Genomic DNA, 15,223 nt, shown 5'->3' on the forward strand with positions numbered 1-15,223 from the left:
CCCCTAGAATTCGCATTCGAACTGTTTATCGGCGCTTGCCGGTGGAGCTTTAGGAGAAATTTGAAATTTTTTCTCTTTGGGCTTGCCGCGCAGCCGCGAACAGTGTTCGTACTCCTGTTATCGGCAGGCGTAGCGGAGGTTTAGCCTTTTGCCACGCCGTTCGTCGGTGAGCGCCAGGACGGTCAATCCGGCAACCAGGCGGCGCGCCAGCGCACCAGGTTCTCCCCGTCCAGCATCCAGTTCCCCAGCACCTGGGCACGCAAGGTGTCGCCGGCGGCGGCGGTGGCCTTGAGGTCGCTCAAATGCATGCGGATGGCGTCCACCCAATCCTTGAAGCGGTTCTTCACCCGGGTCGCCGTGAGGTCGCCGCGGTAGCAGAGCACGTCGCTGCAGATCACCGGGAAGCCACAGACGCCGTATTCCAGCAGGCGCAGGTTGCTCTTGCAGTCGTTGAACAGGTTCTGCTCCAGCGGCGCCAGGGCAAGATCCAGGTCCAGGCTGGCCAGCTTGGCCGGATACAACTCGATCGGCACGCCGATATGGAATTCGTGCACGTAGGGCCGGAGCTTCTCCGGGCACATGCCGAAGAACACCCACTCCACCTCCCCCGCCAGTTCACGGACCACATCGGCGATCAGCTCCAGGTCACCCTGGTGGCTGCTGCCACCCGCCCAGCCCACCCGGGGCTTGCTGCCACGGCGGCGCCGGCTGCGCAGATTGCCCCACCAGGGCAGCGGCAGGCAGTTCGGCACCACGCGGATATCGCTGTGCAGGTCGGCGAAGGCCTCGGCCAGCGGCGCGGTGGAAACGACGAAGCGATCAGTGAGCGCCACCGCCTGGCGCAATGACTTGAGCACATCGCGCGGCATGGTTTCCCGGTGCGCGCTCTTGAGCGGCAGGTTGGGCAGGTAGTCATCCAGTTCGTAGACGCGGAATGCCCCGGACAGCGCCTTCACTTCGCGCATGCCCTCGATCTGCGGGTCCATGATCTGCCGCTGGAACACCACCGTCTGTGCACCGAAGCGCTCCAGCTCCACGGGCGTCAGGTGGGTGCCGCTGAACGTACCCTCCACCAGGCCCGCCTCACGCAGCGCCTCCAGTGGCTGGCGAATCCGGTAGTGGCCGCAGCCGGTGGCGTCCGCCGGGTAGCAGAGCACCTGGGGCAGCAGCGGATGACGCACGCGCCGCGTGCCGTATTCAAAACCGAAGCCGTGGCCGGACAGAGACAGGTTGGCGTTGTAGGCCGGGTCGCGAGCCAGCACCGGCAGCCAGCGCTGCAGCATCTGCTCGCGCTCGGCCTTGAGCGCGGCCTGGCGTGCCAGGGCGCCGTCGATGGCCAGCACCGGCAGGTCGATGCCGTCGCGCATCACCACGCAATCGGGGGTCCACACGTTGAGCAGCCCGGACGCGCGGATGCGCAGGCACAGGTCGACATCGCCATAGAAGGCACCGAGGCGTTCCGCGTCCATGCCGTCCACCGCGATGAACGCCTCGCGCCGCACCATCATGCAGGCCGAGCCCACCGCGCTGTAGTTCTGGGGAACCTGCAAACGGTTCATATAGCCGGCGGCATCGCCCGGTTCGCCGACGAAGGTGCGTCCCGCCACCTCGTGCAGGCCGAGGATGATCCCCGCCTGCTCGATGCAGCCCATGGCATCCAGCACCTTGGCGCCAACCACCCCCACCTCGGGCCGCAGCGCGTGGTTGAGCAGCTGCTCCAGCCAGTCCTCGTGCACGATGCGCACATCGTGGCTGAGCAGCAGCAGGTAGTCGGACTCCACCGACATCGCCACCGCGTTGACCATCGCCGAATAATTCAGCTCGCCAGCGAAGCGCCAGACCTTCACCTGCTCGCTGTCCAGCGCCTCGACGCCATCCAGCCACTGGCGGGTCGCCGGCTCCTGGCTATCGCAATCCACCAGCAGCAGCTCGTAATGACCGTAGCGGGTCTTCTCCAGCAAGCTATCCACGCAGCGCTGCAGCAGCGGCAGGTGGTCACGCACCGCCACTACTATGGAGACCTTCGGCCCGACCTCGTGGCCGTAGTCGATGCGGTAGCGCCCCGGCAGGAAGCTCTCCACCCGCGCCTGGTAACCGCGCTGTTCGAGGTGGCGCTCGATGGCCACCTGCTCCACCGGGTTGGCGCGCAGTTGCGGCACCCGGCTGGTGAGCAGCACCTCGTCGACATGTTCCAGGCCCACCAGGCCGTCCCGCTCCACCAGGCGCAGGATGAACTCCAGCTCCATGGCGTCGGCGAAGATCGGATCGAAGCCGCCCTCGGCCCGGAATACGTCGGCGCGGATGAACCAGTAGCGGCACAGGCTGAGGGGGAAGCTGAGCAGCAGGTCGAGGTTGAAGTCCGGCTTGAAGCAAGCCCCGCGTGCGCCCAGCTCGGTCAGCTGGAATTCGTCGGCATAGAGCGCGCGGCACTGCGGGTCGGAGGCGACCTTCTGGGCGATGGCGAGCAGGCCGGTGGAGGTGAACTCCACCCCGGCATCCACCACCAGTATCCAGTCCAGGTCCGCGCCGGCCACCAGTTCGTTGATCGCCTCGACATGGCTGCCGTCCTGCACCAGCCGGGCGGGGATGTTCGCCTCACCAACGACTTCGGCGTTGGCACTCACCAGCATCGGCACGAGTTCCGGGTAACGGCTTTCGGAGAGGCTGCCCACGGTGGTGATCACATCACCCAGGCTGCCCTGGCGGTCCAGTATCAGGACGCCCAGCTGTGGCGCCCGGGGGCTGTGGGCGGCGAGGTGATCGAGGATGATCCTCAGTGCATTGCCGGTCGGCGCGGCGGATTCCAGCCAGTCCATCAACTGGTCGCTGGCCTGCAGGCGGCGCGGTGCGGGCAACGCCAGCTGCGACATGAATGCCGCGATGGCCGCGGTGGAGCCCCGGGGCAACTGCTCGATGCAGGCATTGGCCCGCTCGAGCATGCGCTGCCGGTGCTCCGGGTCGTCCAGCAGTCGGCGGATGGCGGGCGCCAGCTCATCGCCGCCCACCGTGTCCACGCCCTGCCCCGGCACCAGGCCGGGGCCATAGAAGAAGCCGGTCTCGGTCATCAGGTTGAGTGCCGGCGTGCCCACCAGCATCGCCTCCACCTGCAGGCCGGAATCCACCGCCACCAGCACGTCTGCCGACAGCAGGAACGGCAGCGGCGCGCCATCGGCGTAACGGTAGTCAGCAGCCGTGAGGCCGTACTCGGCGGCCAGCACGGCCACCTGCTCGGCGCCGAAACGGCCCTGGGGCCTGCGCCCCTTGATCACCACCTGCACGCCCTTGCCCAGGGTGCCGATCGCGCCGAGATAGGCACGCAGCACCTGCTCGTCGATGTTCAGCTCCGGTGGCAGCGCATGCTCGGCCAGCAGGGTGGTACCCAGCACCACGATGGGCAGGGACGGGTCCAGGCCCAGCTCCGCGCACAGCGCTTCACGGCTGGCCTGGCGCTCGCCACGCACGGCGAAGAGGTCGTCGAACTGCGGCAGGCCCATCACCTGCAGGCGCTCGGTGTCGTAGCCGGCGTCGCCGTAAAGGCGGCGGCTGTCCTCGCTCCACACCACCATGCGATCGGCGTTCTGCTGGTCATGCACGGTGTAGGGGTAGCACAGGGTCGGGTTGTGCTCGACGTGCAGGCTGGGGATGCCCCGCGCCTTGCCCCAGGCCACCAGGGTCTTGGAGCCGAACATCCAGTCTTCGTTGACGGCGATCAGCTCGATCTCATACAGGGTCGCCAGGCGGTCCAGCGCGTCCACCAGGGCGAAGGACACCGGCAGCGTGCGGGTGGCGACGTCCTGCAGGGTGCGCACCCAGTCTTCCCAGGTCAGGCCGGCAGCCTCGAGCTGCGGCTGGATGCCCTGGCGCACGGTATCGCTGAAGGGCAAGGCGGCCCGCTCATCGAAGGTTTCGGTGGTGGCGGTGACCATGCTTTCCAGCAATGAGTCGATGAGCACCACGTCGCTACCGTGGCGTTCCAGCATGCTTTCGAATTCGGGGGTGACGCAGCCCTGGAAGGTCAGGACGGTACGGGGGCCGTAATCGGCCAGGTATTGCTCCAGCAACGGAACGTTCTTGGTCCAGAGCTGGGTAATGATCGCGCGCAAGGGCTGGGACATGGGTATCACTCGTCCGTGAAGGCGTGGAACAGCGAATCGAGCATGCGCGGGAAGGCCGGGTAATCCAGCACGCCTTGCAGTTCGACGCCGCGATACAGGTAGGCAGCGCGGACCTCCGGCTGCTGCTGCCAGGCGAGCAGGCATTCCAGCGCGACGAAGTCGGTGTGGTACTTGCGGTGCCAGCGCGTGAAGTGCGCCCACTGCTCCGCCCCGAGCAACGTCTCGAGGTCGGGCAGCTCGGCCAGCGGCGTGGGCCGGGCCCCCTCGCGGAAGAACCAGAGGATGAACAGGAAGAAGCGGTTGCGCGGCCGCGCCAGGTGCGGCTGCAGTTGCTGCGCCAGGGCCTCGCTGTCGAGGGCCGGGCCACTGGGCAGGGATTCGAGGAACGCCAGGAAATCGCCGAAGGCGGCATCGCTTTCGCGGTAGCCCAGCCAGCGCTGCCAGAGCACGGGCCAGTAACCACACGGCTGCTCGGGGTCGAACCCGCTGAAGCCTGTGGGCAGCAACTTGCGCCACGCGGGCTTGCCTTGCATCGAGGGGGGGAGAACGAGTCCGACCATAACCTACCTGTCTGGAAGCGGTTCAGGCGGCCCGGCGGGCGTCCCGACCTGAACGGAAAATTGACGTATCCCGTGCTGCAGCAAGATTCACACCAGCAAGTTGACACCTGCCTGGCGTGCGAGGCTCTGCAAAGCGGCCGGATAGCTGAAGCCATCCATGAAAAGGTAGCCTGGCCGGCCACGGATGAAGTCGATGTAGCGGCGTGCATGATCGTTGTTGCGCGACGCCATGAAGAACACCGCGTACTTTTCCTGGCCTTCCGGCACCGGCTGCACCGGCCAGCAGGCCTTGTGATCGAGGCGGGTGTTGAAGATGACCATGTCCCCCGCCTCGCTCAGCACGCGCAGGCCCTTCTGGCTTTCCTCGTACCAGCGCATGTCCACCCGGTGGGAACCCGGGATCACCTCCAGGCCGCCCCCGTGCTCGGGCGTGTTGGCCTGGAGATAGAAGGCGATCTGCACGATGTCGCAGTCCGGCTCCCATTGGAACCGATGCCCGGCCTTCTGCTGGGAGTCGGTGTCCTTGTGCCAGGTTCCATAGCCCTTGCGGTGCAGCGCCGACTCCGGCAGGAGCGCGAAGTCCTCGCCCAGGAGGATCTTCAGCACGGCGAGGATCTCGCTGTCGAAGATCGCCTTCCACACCGAGGGATAGCGGCTGAACACGTCGATGCGGATGTCGCCCAGCCCGGGGTTGTCGTAGATGTCGCCGGCATAGCGCGGCTCACGCTCGAACAGCACCGCCATGTCCTTGCGCAGCCGTTGCGCCACCTCCGGCGACAGCAACTGCTTGATCAGGGCGAAGCCGTTGTCCTGGTAGGTCTGGCGCAGGGCGCGGGCGAACTCCTCGTAGTCAGACATCGGCAGCGCCCGGCTTGCGGGCCATCACCCACATGTGGGAGGACATGCCGGCATCGGCGATGAAGCGCTGGAAGGCAGCGCCCAGCTCGTCCCAGCGCTCGAACAGCACCTCGTGGAGGAAGGGCTCGAGCTGCTCTTCGCGCCCCTGGGCGGCGATGCCCTTGCGCACCAGCTCGGCGTCCAGCTTGCCGGGGGTGATGCACTTCAGCGTGGCCAGGCCGTGGCGCTCCAGCAACAGCGGCAGCGAACGGGTATTGAAGTAGTTGAGGTGCTCGTGATCGACGCAGGGGCTGTCGGGGCCGAGTTGCTGCACGTCGAAGCCGGCGCCGTTGGGGCAGGTGAGGATCAGCACCCCGCCCGGGCGCAGCAGGCATTCCAGGCTGGCCACCACCTGGCCGGGGTCGAACAGGTGCTCGATGACCTCGAAGGCGACGATCAGGTCGAAGCGGCGGTCGGTCGTAGCGGCGAAATCCTCGACCCGCGACTCCACCACCTCGAAGCCCTGCTCGCGGCAGATGCCCGCCAGGTCGGGCGTGGGCTCGATGCCGACGATGTGCCGCCACAACCCGCGCTGCTGCATCTCGCTGCAGAAGGAGCCGTAGCCGGCGCCGATCTCCAGCATCTCGCCGAACGGCAGGCCGATTTCATGGCACAGCTCCAGCACCCGCTCCACGCGCGGCACGATCACCGACTGGTGGCGTGCGGCGGCGGACGCCGGGTAGATGTGCCGCGCCCAATAGGCGTAGTTCTCGCTGCTGCGGTAGAAGTCGCCGAGCAGCGCCTCCCCCGGTCGAGGGTTGACGTAGAAGGTGGTGCAGGCCTGGCAGTCCTGGTAGCGGAAGCCGTTCTTCTCGAACTTGAAGCGCGCATCAACGGAGCCGCACGCCGGGCAGGCCGCCTCGACGAACTCGTCGTTGCGTGCCAGCAGCATGGCGATGTCGCGCAGCAGGGCCACGCGCTGCCCCGCCTGCAAGCGGGAAGGCCGGATGTCGTCTTCTTTCATGTCCCCTCCTCCCGGTGCTCAGTTGGCCCGACGGTATTTCTGCTGCTGGTCTTCCGGCAGGTGCACCGGCCCGTAGGCGCTGGCTTCGCCCCAGATATTGTCCTTCCACCACTGGCCGTCCTCGATCCACCAGACGCGCGGCGAGCGGAAGGTGTCGGCCACTTCCCAGAACTCGCGCTCGCTCAGGCCCACGTAGTCCAGCCAGTGCTGCAGGTCGCTGGACACCACGTGGTCCATCTTGCGCACGATCTCCACGCCCTCCTCGCGGGTCATGTAGCCGGCGCGGATATCCTTGGAGGCGTGGTCGGAGGCCCGGCCGTAGCCGAACTTGATGAACTTGAGCAGGTCGTGCACGCCGTTCTCGTAGCGGTCGTCCAGGTTCGACATCTGCCGGTAGGTGCGCTCGAAGGGCTTGTCCGCCATCTTCCAGCCGTAGTTCTCCTGCACCAGGCGCGTGTGCTGGTTGGCGTCCCAGGGGAAGAAGTTGCCGATGTAGATGCCACGCACGTTCGACTTGAGGATCTCCGCATCGCTGGGGTAGCGCGCCCAGAGCAGATCCTTCTCGCGCAGCGGCTCGGCCGGGTCGTCCAGCATGTCGTGCCACTCGAAGCCGCGCAGGGCGTGCTCATGGCGGACCCGCGCGCTGAATTCGACGTAGTCGTCCGGGTCGAACATCCCGGAGATGTCCCAGGCGGTCTCGCCCCAGATGATCAGCGGAATGTCGAACTTCACCGCCACCTGGATGGGGTAGGTCATGATCCCGCAGTGGGCGTGCCAGTTCATGTCGCCCATCTTGCGGAAGCACAGGCGGTTGAGGCGCTTGAGCACCTCCACGCTGGGGCCGAAGACCATGTGGTCGGCATCGAACACATGGCGCATGCGGTCGCGGTTGTAGTCGCCTTCGGGCAGGTAGTTGTTGCCGTGGTAGGTCACCAGCAGCGGCTTGAGGCCGTACTGGGCGGCGATCACATGGGCCTGGTAGTAACTGTCCTTGCCACCGCTGACGGGGATGATGCAGTCGTAATTGTCGTTGCGCTTGCCGGCACCGGTCTCCTCCAGCACCCGCTCGAAGCGCTTGCGACGCTCATCCCAGAATGACTCGGGGAGCTGGGCGAACTGCTCCGCCACCTGGCAGGCCGAACAGACCCCCTGCTCGTCCAGCATCAGGTTGACGCTGGCCCTCGGGTACACGCAGCGGCTGCAATATTCCACGGAACTCTCCTAGAGACTCAGCAATTGCGGGCTGCGTACATTGAGCCCGCGATCGAATAGATATTTGCGCGCCAGATAGACGCTCTGGTCGGTGTAATGAAAGACGTTGGCGGCGGCCACAGCGTCCACCCCGGTCTGCTCCAGGGCCTGGGCCAGATGCTCCCACTCGCCCACGCCGCCCAGGGCGATCACCGGAATGTTCACCTGCCGGCAGACGATGTCCAGCAACTGCAGATCGTACCCCTGGCGGGCGCCGTCGCGTTCGATGGAGTTGATCATCACCTCGCCGGCACCGCGCGCCTGCAGCTCGCTCGCCCAATCGGCGACGAAGCGCTCGGTGGGGCGCTTGCCGCCTTCGGCGAACACCCGGTAGCCACCCTCCTCCCTGGCCACGTCCACGGAAACGACTATGCACTGGGAGCCGTACTCGCGGCTGGCCGCCTCGATCAGGCCGGGGTCGTCCAGGGCGGCGGTGTTGAGCGTCACCTTGTCGGCACCGGTGGCCAGGCGCCGGGCGATATCGTCGAGGCTGCGGATGCGGCCACCCAGGGTGATGGGCATGAAGGAGGCCCGCGCCACCTCGGCGACGATGGCGTCGATGTCGCGCAGGTTGCCGCCACCCAGGTCATCGCGGCCCATGTCGTAATGGTCGTCGCGACTGATGTCGAGGTAGATCAGCTCGTCCGCCGCCCAGTCGCTCAGGCGCTTGACCGCCGCCGAGGGGTTGCCCAGCACCTGGTGACGGGTGAAGCGCTTGCTCTGCACCAGCTGGCCATTCTTCAGCAGCAGGACGGGGATCAGGCGTTTCTTCTTCATGCCAGCTCCAGGAAGTTCTTCAGCAGCTGGGCGCCGGCACGCTGGCTCTTCTCCGGATGGAACTGCACGCCCAGCACGTTATCCCGGCCGATGACCGCGGCGAAACGGCTGCCGTATTCCACCGTGGCGATGACGTCGCCCGGCTCCACCGCCTGGAAGGCGTAGCTGTGCACGAAATAGAAGTCCGGCGTGCTTTCCAGCCCGGCCAGCAAGGGGTGCGGCCGCGCCTCGCGGATGTCGTTCCAGCCCACGTGGGGCAACGGCAGCCCGGGGGCCTCCAGGCGCTCCACCCGGCCGGGAATCCAGCCCAGCCCGGCGGTGGCGCCGAATTCCATGCCCTCGTCGCTGAGCACCTGCATGCCCACGCAGATGCCGAGGAAGGGCTTGCCCTGGGTGAAGACCGCCTCGCGCACGGCCTCCATCGGCAGGCTGCGCTGGATGCGCGCCATGGCCGCCCCATAGGCCCCCACGCCGGGCAGCACCAGGTGGGTGGCAGCGGCGATGGCCGCCGGGTCGTTGGACACCTGGGTCTCCGCCAGGGTGGCGAACAGGTTGGCGACCGAGCGCACGTTGCCCGAGCCGTAGTCGAGGATGCACACCCGCGTCATCGGGGAGCGTCCCTCAGGTGGCGCAGGGCCAGTGGCTGGCCGCGCTTGAGCGGCTCGCTGGCGACGCTGCCCAGCACCTGCTCCAGGTACTTGGGCGGCAAGCCCAGCCCGGGGCGGATGGCGCGCACGTTGGCTTCGCTGAAGGCCTCGCCGGCAACCATGTCGCACACCACATAGAGCGAACGGCGGAACACCAGCGACTTGCGCTCGGCGGCCGTGGGCCCGTAGCTCACGCAGCCCAGTGCCTGCCAGGCGCGCTCGGTTTCGGCGACCAGAGCGGCCAGCTCGTCCGGCTCCAGGGAGAAGGTCGAATCCACGCCACCGTCGGCGCGGCTCAGGGTGAAGTGCTTTTCGATCACGCTGGCGCCCAGGGCCACCGCCGCCACCGAAGCGCCGACGCCCAGGGTGTGGTCGCTCAGGCCGATCTCGCAGCCGAACAGCTCGCGCATGTGCGGAATGCTGCGCAGGTTGGTGTTGCTCGGGCTGGCCGGGTAGGTGCTGGTGCACTTGAGCAGGATCAGCTGTTCGCACCCCGCGCCCCGCGCCGCCTCCACGCACTCCTGGATTTCCGCCAGGGAGGCCATGCCGGTGGAGACGATGAGCGGCTTGCCGGTCGCCGCCACGCGGCGGATCAGCGGCAGGTCGACGTTCTCGAAGCTGGCGATCTTGTAGGCCGGCACATCGAGGGATTCGAGGAAATCCACTGCCGTCGCATCGAAGGGCGTGGAGAACGCCAGCATGCCCAGCTCGGCGGCACGACGGAAGATCGGCTCGTGCCATTCCCAGGGCGTGTGCGCCTCGCCATAGAGGCGGTACAGAGAGGTACCGGTCCAGGGGCTGTCGGGGTCACCGATATAGAACTCGCCCTCGTCCAGGTCCAGCGTCATGGTATCGGGGGTGTAGGTCTGCAGCTTCAGGGCATGGGCCCCGGCCTTGGCAGCGGCCTCCACCAGCGCCAGCGCGCGGTCGAGCGACTGGTTGTGGTTGCCGCTCATCTCGGCGATCACGAACGGCGGCGCGTCGCGCCCTATCGCCCGCGTGCCGATATGCAGGGTGCTCATGGGTTTTCTCCCGGCAAGGGTCGACGGAAAAGACAGTGTTCCTGCTGGTACCCGGCGCGAGCGAACAGCGCCAGGGAGGCGGCATTGTCGGGACGCACCTGCGCCTCGACAACCCCGAGGTCGGGCCAGTGGGCGCGCAGAGCCTTCTCGCCAGCGGCCAGCAGGTGGTGGCCCCAGCCGACGCCAGCGCGGCCGGGGAGCAGGTAGATGGACACCTCCGCGGTGTCGGGGCGCGACTCCAGGCGGTCATAGCGCAGCACGCCGACCGGGCCGTCCGCCAGCTCGGCCACCAGCAGCCAACGCCGTTCGGAGGCCAGCACGCCTTCCAGCCAGTGCAGATGCCCCTCCCAGGACACCGGCTCGCGGCTGAGCGAGGCCTGGCGCACCGGCTCGGCATTGCGCCCCTCGAACAGCAGCCGTGCATCGGCGAGGGATGCCGGGCGCAGCGTCAGCGCCGGAGCCAACAGGGCGCAGAGCACTCGCCCCACGCCCATGCCGTCCACCAGGGCGCGTGAGCGCGCGGCGAGGCTGCGGCGCAAGCCGAGGTTGCCGGCCAGCACCTGCACGGCGGCGCGCAGGTCAGCGGCCGTTACAGCGGAGGACTCGCCCAGGTAGAGATGGGCACCCGCCTCGGCCAGGGCCTCGGCATTGGGCCGCTGGTTCTCGGCCAGGGCGATGCACAGGGTCGGGATGCCGAGTACGGCACGCTCCCAACTGGTCGCCCCGCCCGCGCCGATGCACAGGTCGGCGCGCCGCAGCAGCTCGGCGAAATCATTCAGGTGACGGTGCAGCCGCCAGTTCGGCTGGCCCTCGCAACGCGAGACGAGCTCGTCCCAGGCCGGGTTGGCAGCCCCGGCGACGAAATCCACCTCCAGCGCCGGCAATCCCTGCAATGCCTCCATGGCCTTGAGCGTCTCCCCGGTGGGATCGACGCCACCGAAACTCACCACGACCCGGCGTGCCTCGCCGGCCAGTTCGATGGGCCCACCGAAGAACTCAGGGCGCAACAGGGCGAAGCGCGTCCCCAACAGCGATTGGCACGGCGCGGGCAGGCGCCCGGCATAGGCCCGGTTCGAGGCAGTGAGGTTCTGGTCCAGCAGCAGGTCGGCATCGTGGTCGCGGTTGGCGAGGTCATCGATGACCATCACCAGGCGCGCCCGTGCGCGGACCGCACGCTGCCAGTCGGCCCCCAGCCCGTAATGATCGACGATGCACCAGTCGAAGGTTCCGGCGCCGTCCAGCGCGACCCATAGCGCGGCGATATCCGCCGCCCAGGGCAAGGGCGCCTCCGCGCTCTGCCGCAGGTCGCCCCCCGGCAGCGCGCAGGTGGAGAACCCTCTGTCGGCGATCAGCTGCAGGGCATTGCCCGGCTCGGCGGCACAGGCGAACACGACCTCGCAGCCGTTATCGCGCAGGGCGTCCGCCAGGGTCAGGCAGCGCATGACATGCCCGAAACCGATACGCAGCGACGCATCCGCGCGGATCAGCACGCGCATCTCAGATGTCCCCCTCCAGCAGGAGGCTGGCGTACATCAGTTCGGCGCGGTGCCAATCCTCGGGGCTGTCGATGTCCTGCACCAGGTAGCGCGGCAGCACCAGTGGCAGGGAATGCGAACCGTGCAGCACCTTGCCTTCGGCCCAGGCGGCAGCCCGACCCCAGTAGAACTGCCCGGCGTCGTGGTAGGCGCGCTCCAGGTCCTGGGAACGGGTCTGCTGGTATTCGGGGTAGAGCGATTCGACGCCGCCATCGGCATTCACCCGCAGGGCGCGCTGCACCGGTGCGGCGTAGTCACTGACCGTGAAGGCGAAGTCCTTGTCCGGGCGCGATGCCAGCAGTTCGAAGCCTTCGCAGAGCTTCTCCGGCAGGACGAAGGGCGCGGTGGCGTAGAGGCAGCAGGCGTAGTCGGGGTGGTAGCCGGCGGCGGCCAGCTCGCGCAAGGCGTGCTGGATGACTTCGACCGTGCCGGCATGGTCATCGGCCAGGGAGGCCGGGCGCAGGAAGGGCACTTCGGCCCCAAGGGCCAGGGCCACCTCGGCGATCTCGCCATCATCGGTGCTCACCACCACCCGCTCGAACAAGCCACAGGTGAGGGCCGCGCGGATGGAGTAGGCGATCATCGGCTGGCCCTGGAAGGGCCGGATGTTCTTGCGCGGAATCCGCTTGCTGCCGCCGCGCGCGGGGATGATGGCGACCTTGCTCATGGGCGTTTTTCCAGAAGGAACCAGTTGATGTCGTCGGTCGGAAAATTGACGTCGCGCCGATAGACGAAGCCGTAGTCGACCAATTGCAGGTCGGGGTACAGGTCGAGCATCTCGCCGGCGAAATCGCGCTTGAACAGCTTGCCCTCATGGCCGCGGTAGCTGATCTCCACCGGCGAGGGGCTGTAGTACTCGGCGATCAGCACATGGCGGCGGCTGGCCTCATGGAGTTTGGCATAGGCCTGGGGCAGCAGTTCCGGCGACAGGTGGATGAGCACGCCACGGGTGAAGGCCAGGTCCACCTGCTGCTGCACCGGGTAGTCGAACAGCGAGCCGTGCCACACCTCGGCGATGCCCAGGCCCTGGGCGATCTCCCGGGCCTTGGCGTTGAGCTCGACGCCCAGCAGCGTCGCCTGGGGCAACAGCCGGTTGAGCGCGCGCAGGTTGAGGCCCCGGTTGGTGCCCAGCTCCAGCAGGCTGTCGATACGCCCCGCCCGGCGCAGGGCCTGGGCGAAGAAGGACGTCGCGCTGGCTACGGGCACCTCGCCGTCGTTGCGCTCGACGTACTGGTCGCCGAACTCGCCCTGCCAGAATCGTTCTTGCTCGGTCAGCTCACGCACGGGTTTCTCCAGTCACTGCAGGACGCTGGCGAGGGTGCTCGCCACCTGGTCCTGCTGGTCGTCGGTCAGGTCGGGGAACAGCGGCAGGCTCAGGGCTTCGGCGTAGTAGCGCTCGGCCTCGTGGAAGTCGCCCGGGGCGAAGCCCAGCTGCTGGTAATAGGGCTGCAGGTGCACCGGGATGTAGTGCAGGTTGACGCCGATACCGGCGCCGCGCAGGGCTTCGAATATCTCACGGTGGCTACGTTGCAGGCGTTCCAGGCGCAGGCGCACCGGGTACAGGTGCCAGGCCGGCTCGGCGCCCGCCTGCAGCTGCGGCAGGCCCAGGGGCAAACCGGCCAGCCGCTCGCCATAACGGGCCACCAGTTGCCGGCGGCGGGCGACGAAGGCATCCAGGCGCTGCAACTGGGACAGGCCGAGGGCGGCCTGCAGGTCGGTCATGCGGTAATTGAAGCCCAGTTCCAGCTGCTGGTAGTACCAGGGGCCTTCGCTGGGGCCGGTCATCGCGGCCGGGTCGCGGGTGATGCCGTGGCTGCGCAGGCGACGCAGGCGCTCGGCCAGTTGCGGGTCGTTGGTGGTGAGCAGGCCGCCCTCCGCCGTGGTGATGATTTTCACCGGGTGGAAGCTGAACACGGTGATATCGGCATGCTCGCAGCAGCCCACCGGCCGACCGCCATAGCTGGCGCCGATGGCGTGGGAGGCATCCTCGATCACGCGGAAGCCGTAGCGCCGCGCCAGCTCGCCGATGCGCGCCATGTCGCAGCTCTGCCCGGCGAAGGCCACGGGAATGACCACCTTGGGCAGGGTGCCGTCGCGCTCGGCGCGCTCCAGCCGGGCTTCCAGCTGCCCGACGTCGAGGTTGAGCGTGGCCGGGTCGATGTCGACGAAGTCCACCTGCGCGCCGCAGTACAGGCCGCAGTTGGCGCTGGCGACGAAGGTGTTGGGGCTGGTCCAGAGCCGGTCGCCCGGCCCCAGGTCGAGGGCCAGGCAGGCAATGTGCAGCGCGGCGGTGGCATTGCTCACGGCCACGCCCTGGGCGGCCTGGCAGCGCTGGGCGACGGCCTGCTCGAAGCGCTCGATCGCCGGCCCCTGGGTGAGCCAGTCGGAGCGCAGGGTGTCCACCACCGCGTCGATATCCGCCTGGGAGATGTTCTGTCGACCGTAGGGGATCATGGTCAGGCCCAGGTGTCCGCCAACTGGCGCAGCTCGGGCACGCTCAGGTAGTGGGGGTTGCTGTCGGAGACGTATTCGAAGCCCTCTTCCACCACCACGCCCTGGCCACCCAGGCCATCACGGGTGTAGTCGTATTCGGTGTTGAAGGTGATCGACGGGGCGATGACGAAGTGCCGGTCGAATTCGAAGGTGTGGGTGCTGTCATCGCGGGAGATCATCATTTCGTGCAGCTTCTCGCCGGGACGGATGCCCACCAGCTTGTGCGGCATGCCGGGCGCCAGGGCCTCGGCCATGTCGGTGATGCGCGCGGAGGGGATCTTCGGCACGAACAGCTCGCCACCGTGCATGCGCTCGAAGCTGCGCAGGACGAAGTCGACGCCCTCGTCGAGGGTGATCCAGAAGCGGGTCATGCGCGGGTCGGTGATGGGCAGCTCGCGGGCGCCATCGGCGAGCAGGCGGCGGAAGAACGGCAGCACCGAGCCACGCGAGCCGACCACGTTGCCATAGCGCACCACGGCGAATCGGGTCTGGTGGTCACCGGTGATGTTGTTGGCGGCGACGAACAGCTTGTCGCTCAGCAGCTTGGTGGCGCCGTAGAGATTGACCGGACTGGAGGCCTTGTCGGTGGACAGCGCCACCACCTTCTGCACGCCGTTGGCCAGGGCGGCGTTGATGATGTTCTCGGCACCGCTGACGTTGGTGCGGATGCATTCGGTGGGGTTGTATTCGGCGGCCGGCACCTGCTTCAGGGCGGCGGCGTGGACCACCAGGTCGATGCCGCGCATGGCCTGCTGCAAGCGCTCGGCGTCGCGGACGTCACCCAGGAAATAGCGCATGCAGGGGGCGTTGAACTCCTGCTGCATCTCGTACTGCTTGAGCTCATCGCGGGAGAACACCACCACCCGCTTGGGCTGGTAGTTCGCCAGCAGGGTGCGGATGAACGCGCGACCGAACGAGCCGGTGCCCCCGGAAACGAAAACGGACTTGCCATCGAACATGCT

Annotated in this window: 13 protein-coding genes; all 13 read right to left on the bottom strand. The window is 67.6% G+C overall.

Going from position 1 to position 15,223, the window contains the following annotated elements:
* Positions 1 to 182 precede the first annotated feature (182 nt).
* The gene (locus tag RTW82_RS08470; protein ID WP_316924821.1) at positions 183 to 4,115 is read right to left on the bottom strand and encodes a glycosyltransferase; all 3,933 of its coding nucleotides are present in this window, start codon (positions 4,113 to 4,115) and stop codon (positions 183 to 185) included.
* Between the two features lie 5 nt (positions 4,116 to 4,120).
* Positions 4,121 to 4,564: a hypothetical protein gene (locus tag RTW82_RS08475; RefSeq protein ID WP_316924822.1), complete on the bottom strand. Its 444-nt coding sequence runs from the start codon at positions 4,562 to 4,564 to the stop codon at positions 4,121 to 4,123.
* A gap of 198 nt (positions 4,565 to 4,762) precedes the next feature.
* Complete coding sequence (locus RTW82_RS08480) at positions 4,763 to 5,533, bottom strand: phytanoyl-CoA dioxygenase family protein (protein WP_021220607.1); 771 nt, start codon at positions 5,531 to 5,533, stop codon at positions 4,763 to 4,765.
* The gene (locus tag RTW82_RS08485) at positions 5,526 to 6,536 is read right to left on the bottom strand and encodes a class I SAM-dependent methyltransferase (protein ID WP_184488942.1); all 1,011 of its coding nucleotides are present in this window, start codon (positions 6,534 to 6,536) and stop codon (positions 5,526 to 5,528) included. Before RTW82_RS08485 ends, RTW82_RS08480 begins: the two co-directional genes overlap by 8 nt.
* A gap of 18 nt (positions 6,537 to 6,554) precedes the next feature.
* The gene (locus tag RTW82_RS08490) at positions 6,555 to 7,748 is read right to left on the bottom strand and encodes an N-acetyl sugar amidotransferase (RefSeq protein ID WP_316924823.1); all 1,194 of its coding nucleotides are present in this window, start codon (positions 7,746 to 7,748) and stop codon (positions 6,555 to 6,557) included.
* 9 nt (positions 7,749 to 7,757) lie between these two features.
* Positions 7,758 to 8,564: an imidazole glycerol phosphate synthase cyclase subunit gene (locus RTW82_RS08495; RefSeq protein ID WP_316924824.1), complete on the bottom strand. Its 807-nt coding sequence runs from the start codon at positions 8,562 to 8,564 to the stop codon at positions 7,758 to 7,760.
* On the bottom strand, positions 8,561 to 9,172 hold the full coding sequence (hisH, locus tag RTW82_RS08500; protein WP_021220611.1) for an imidazole glycerol phosphate synthase subunit HisH: 612 nt from the start codon (positions 9,170 to 9,172) through the stop codon (positions 8,561 to 8,563). Before hisH ends, RTW82_RS08495 begins: the two co-directional genes overlap by 4 nt.
* On the bottom strand, positions 9,169 to 10,233 hold the full coding sequence (gene pseI, locus RTW82_RS08505; RefSeq protein ID WP_316924825.1) for a pseudaminic acid synthase: 1,065 nt from the start codon (positions 10,231 to 10,233) through the stop codon (positions 9,169 to 9,171). Before pseI ends, hisH begins: the two co-directional genes overlap by 4 nt.
* The gene (gene pseG / locus RTW82_RS08510; protein WP_316924826.1) at positions 10,230 to 11,729 is read right to left on the bottom strand and encodes a UDP-2,4-diacetamido-2,4,6-trideoxy-beta-L-altropyranose hydrolase; all 1,500 of its coding nucleotides are present in this window, start codon (positions 11,727 to 11,729) and stop codon (positions 10,230 to 10,232) included. The genes pseI and pseG overlap by 4 nt, the downstream gene beginning before the upstream one ends.
* 1 nt (position 11,730) lies before the next feature.
* Positions 11,731 to 12,435, bottom strand: coding sequence for a pseudaminic acid cytidylyltransferase (gene pseF / locus RTW82_RS08515; protein ID WP_316924827.1), 705 nt, complete (start codon positions 12,433 to 12,435; stop codon positions 11,731 to 11,733).
* Complete coding sequence (locus tag RTW82_RS08520) at positions 12,432 to 13,052, bottom strand: pseudaminic acid biosynthesis-associated methylase (RefSeq protein ID WP_316924828.1); 621 nt, start codon at positions 13,050 to 13,052, stop codon at positions 12,432 to 12,434. The genes pseF and RTW82_RS08520 overlap by 4 nt, the downstream gene beginning before the upstream one ends.
* A gap of 12 nt (positions 13,053 to 13,064) precedes the next feature.
* A complete protein-coding gene (gene pseC, locus RTW82_RS08525) occupies positions 13,065 to 14,222 on the bottom strand; it encodes a UDP-4-amino-4,6-dideoxy-N-acetyl-beta-L-altrosamine transaminase (protein WP_316924829.1) in 1,158 nt (385 codons plus the stop codon).
* Between the two features lie 2 nt (positions 14,223 to 14,224).
* Complete coding sequence (gene pseB, locus RTW82_RS08530; protein ID WP_316924830.1) at positions 14,225 to 15,220, bottom strand: UDP-N-acetylglucosamine 4,6-dehydratase (inverting); 996 nt, start codon at positions 15,218 to 15,220, stop codon at positions 14,225 to 14,227.
* Positions 15,221 to 15,223 lie beyond the last annotated feature (3 nt).

Source organism: Pseudomonas sp. zfem005 (genome assembly GCF_032621735.1).
Classification (GTDB): domain Bacteria; phylum Pseudomonadota; class Gammaproteobacteria; order Pseudomonadales; family Pseudomonadaceae; genus Metapseudomonas; species Metapseudomonas solani.

Bases quoted from the DNA above. Each gene is read 5' to 3' on its own strand.
- RTW82_RS08485 (WP_184488942.1), bottom strand. From the start codon at position 6,536: ATGAAAGAAGACGACATCCGGCCTTCCCGCTTGCAGGCGGGGCAGCGC.
- RTW82_RS08480 (WP_021220607.1), bottom strand. From the start codon at position 5,533: ATGTCTGACTACGAGGAGTTCGCCCGCGCCCTGCGCCAGACCTACCAG.
- hisH (WP_021220611.1), bottom strand. From the start codon at position 9,172: ATGACGCGGGTGTGCATCCTCGACTACGGCTCGGGCAACGTGCGCTCG.
- pseG (WP_316924826.1), bottom strand. From the start codon at position 11,729: ATGCGCGTGCTGATCCGCGCGGATGCGTCGCTGCGTATCGGTTTCGGG.
- pseC (WP_316924829.1), bottom strand. From the start codon at position 14,222: ATGATCCCCTACGGTCGACAGAACATCTCCCAGGCGGATATCGACGCG.
- RTW82_RS08470 (WP_316924821.1), bottom strand. From the start codon at position 4,115: ATGTCCCAGCCCTTGCGCGCGATCATTACCCAGCTCTGGACCAAGAAC.
- pseF (WP_316924827.1), bottom strand. From the start codon at position 12,435: ATGAGCAAGGTCGCCATCATCCCCGCGCGCGGCGGCAGCAAGCGGATT.
- pseB (WP_316924830.1), bottom strand. From the start codon at position 15,220: ATGTTCGATGGCAAGTCCGTTTTCGTTTCCGGGGGCACCGGCTCGTTC.
- pseI (WP_316924825.1), bottom strand. From the start codon at position 10,233: ATGAGCACCCTGCATATCGGCACGCGGGCGATAGGGCGCGACGCGCCG.
- RTW82_RS08495 (WP_316924824.1), bottom strand. From the start codon at position 8,564: ATGAAGAAGAAACGCCTGATCCCCGTCCTGCTGCTGAAGAATGGCCAG.